The organism is Desulfobaculum sp., from assembly GCF_054921475.1.
Genome location: NZ_JBUDSW010000369.1, coordinates 1 through 2,586, shown reverse-complemented (window position 1 = coordinate 2,586; position 2,586 = coordinate 1). Strand labels below are relative to the sequence as shown.

At 57.8% G+C, this 2,586-nt stretch carries 1 protein-coding gene, 1 tRNA gene and 2 pseudogenes; all 4 read left to right on the top strand.

Features of this window, described 5'->3' with window-relative positions:
* Window positions 1-300 precede the first annotated feature (300 nt).
* The gene (locus ACY69P_RS16035; RefSeq protein WP_459898184.1) at window positions 301-1,503 is read left to right on the top strand and encodes an iron-containing alcohol dehydrogenase; all 1,203 of its coding nucleotides are present in this window, start codon (window positions 301-303) and stop codon (window positions 1,501-1,503) included.
* A gap of 159 nt (window positions 1,504-1,662) precedes the next feature.
* Window positions 1,663-1,754 (top strand) — tRNA-Ser (locus ACY69P_RS16030).
* 112 nt (window positions 1,755-1,866) lie between these two features.
* Window positions 1,867-2,178: pseudogene (locus ACY69P_RS16025) on the top strand (Arm DNA-binding domain-containing protein); the annotation flags it as partial.
* 109 nt (window positions 2,179-2,287) lie between these two features.
* Window positions 2,288-2,485 (top strand): annotated as a pseudogene (locus ACY69P_RS16020) (phage integrase central domain-containing protein); the annotation flags it as partial.
* Window positions 2,486-2,586 lie beyond the last annotated feature (101 nt).

The window sequence follows — 2,586 nt, the reverse complement described above, 5'->3', positions numbered from 1 at the left end:
ATGTGGCGTCTTTTGACCCACTCCAAAAAACACAGATGCACCGGAAAACCGCACGGCTTAGCGCTTTGCATGTTCGGCACACAACTTGCCTTCCTTTTTGAGCAAAAGCAGGGAAACCACACGGAACCTGACTGAAGACACCGGACCGCCCACGCGGCTCCCCGCGCGTGACGACGGCCACAGACGCAGCGGAAGATGGCGCTTCCGTTTATGCGCAGGGGTGTTTGCTTATGGGATAACCACTCTATGCAGCACCATTGCGACGGCGTCTTCAGCCGCATTTAACCAAGGAGAGTCGCTATGACTGGTTGGGAAGAAAAGATTGACATCAATCACGTTTTCAAACTGCAACCTGCCCGCCCTGTAACGTATTTCGGTGTGGGCGCGGTCGCCATGATTACGGACATCCTCAAGGAATTCACGGCCAAGGGGCAAGGGCGGGTTCTGGTTGTCACGGACGAAATCGCCTACGAGGCCTCAGGCGCGTGGAAGACGGTGAAGCCTGCGCTGGAGGCCGAGGCCACGGCATTTACGCACTATGGCAAGGTGCGCCCGAACCCAACCTATGACAACTGCGAAGAAGCCGCACAGGCCGCCACGGACATGCAGGCGGATGTCATCCTCGCCATTGGCGGCGGCAGCGCCATGGATACGGCCAAGACGGCGGCAGTCCTGATGCGCCACCCCGGCAAAACAGCGAAGCAGTTCTATGAGCAGGGCGAGCCCATTGCCGAAGCCGCGCCCATCATCGCCATCAATACGTCCCATGGCACGGGCAGTGAAACCGATGCGTTCGCGGTGGCGCAGTCGGACGGCGAGGACAAGCCCGCCATCAACTCCCCGCACGTGTACCCGACCTTCACCATCGAAGACCCTGCACTGACGCAGACCATGCCGCTCAAGCAGACCATCTCCACCAGCATCGACGCCATGAACCATGCGCTGGAGGCGGCCACCACCATCACCACAAATCCGTACTCCATCTGCCTTGCCAAGGACGCCATCCGCCTTGTTGCCAAGTACCTGCCCAAGGCCATTGTGGAACCGCATAACCTGACGGCGCGCTATTGGCTGATGTATTCCTCCGCCATCGCGGGCATTTCCTTCGACATCGGCCTGCTGCACATCACGCACTCCATGGAGCACGCCATGAGCGCCATCAACGCCAAGGTCACGCACGGCGACGGCCTCGGCATCCTGATGCCCGCCATGGTCCGCGAAATCTACCACGCCACGCCAGAGGTGCTGGCGGACATCCTCAACCCCATCGTCCCGGACCTGAAGGGCGTCGGCGGCGAAGCAGACTACGCGGCCAGCCAGCTGAAAAAGTGGCTGAACAGCGTCGGTCAGGGCACCAGCATGAACGGCTACTTTACGGAAGCCGACCTCCCCGAGCTCACGCGCATGACCATGGACTCCTCCCTGAGCAAGCTCCTGCTCCCGCTTGCGCCCATCAAGGTGGACCAAACCGTCATCGAACGCATCTTCCGCAGTTCCTTCTAGCAGGAATCAACACGAGCAGAGGCGGGACACCCGGAATTCAGCCCCGGATGTCCCGCCACTTCCCACTCAAACACCCGCCCCGCCTTGCCGGAAACAATCCCTGTCCAGAAAAGGTTTACATTCTCCCCAGTCCCGAATATATTCGCCACCCATCCACGCGGAGGGGTGGCAGAGCTCGGTTTATTGCGACGGTCTTGAAAACCGTTGGGGGTTTACGCTCCCCGGGGGTTCGAATCCCTCCCCCTCCGCCATTTCGTAATCCTAGGGCATCCGAAGAGGTCCGAAGATTCGCGCAAAAGATAAGCTCCTTAGGCAGTTACCTGTCTGAGGAGCTTTTTTTACGTCCATTGACATCCAATACGAATGGGGGTCTATATGGGGGTTCGTAAAGTAATTTACGAATTATGCATGGAGGGAACCCCCATGAAGCTCACTGACAGGCGCATCAAGTCTCTCAAACCCCAAGAAACGAGCCACAAAGTTTTTGACGGGCGAGGCCTCTATATTCTCGTCAAACCCTCAGGCTCCAAATTGTGGAAGATGAAGTACCGCTTTGAGGGCAGAGAAAAAACGCTCTCGCTCGGCCCCTACCCCGAGACATCTCTTAGCGAAGCTCGTGAGCTTTGCTTGGAGGCGCGGAAGCTGCTCAGCAATGGTCTCGACCCCAGTGCAGAGCAAAAGCGTCAAGCGAAGGAGGATGAGGCCCAGAGCACAACCTTCGAGTCCCTCGCTCGCGAGTGGATGAGCAAGCACCTGCGCGACAAGTCTCCACGCCACGCAGAAACAGTGGTCCAGCGCCTCGAAAAAAAACATCTTCCCCTACCTCGGTGCCCTTCCTGTCAGAGACATCACTCCCCCTCTTCTCTTGGAGACTCTCCGGCGTATCGAAAAAAGAGGAGCAATCTCCGTCGCCCATCGGGTACGCGCCATCTGCGTGATCCTGCTACAGAGTTGTGGACACGGAGTAAAGCCACTATCCTGACGACCAAACAGAAGACGTGGATGAGCAAAACTCGCAGGACATACGATGTAGAAATTGAGAAGGGCCGGACAACCTCTACTTTCCAGCCCTCGTAAAAATGA

Excerpts from the sequence above, each read along its gene's own strand:
- ACY69P_RS16035 (WP_459898184.1), top strand. The coding sequence starts at position 301 with ATGACTGGTTGGGAAGAAAAGATTGACATCAATCACGTTTTCAAACTG.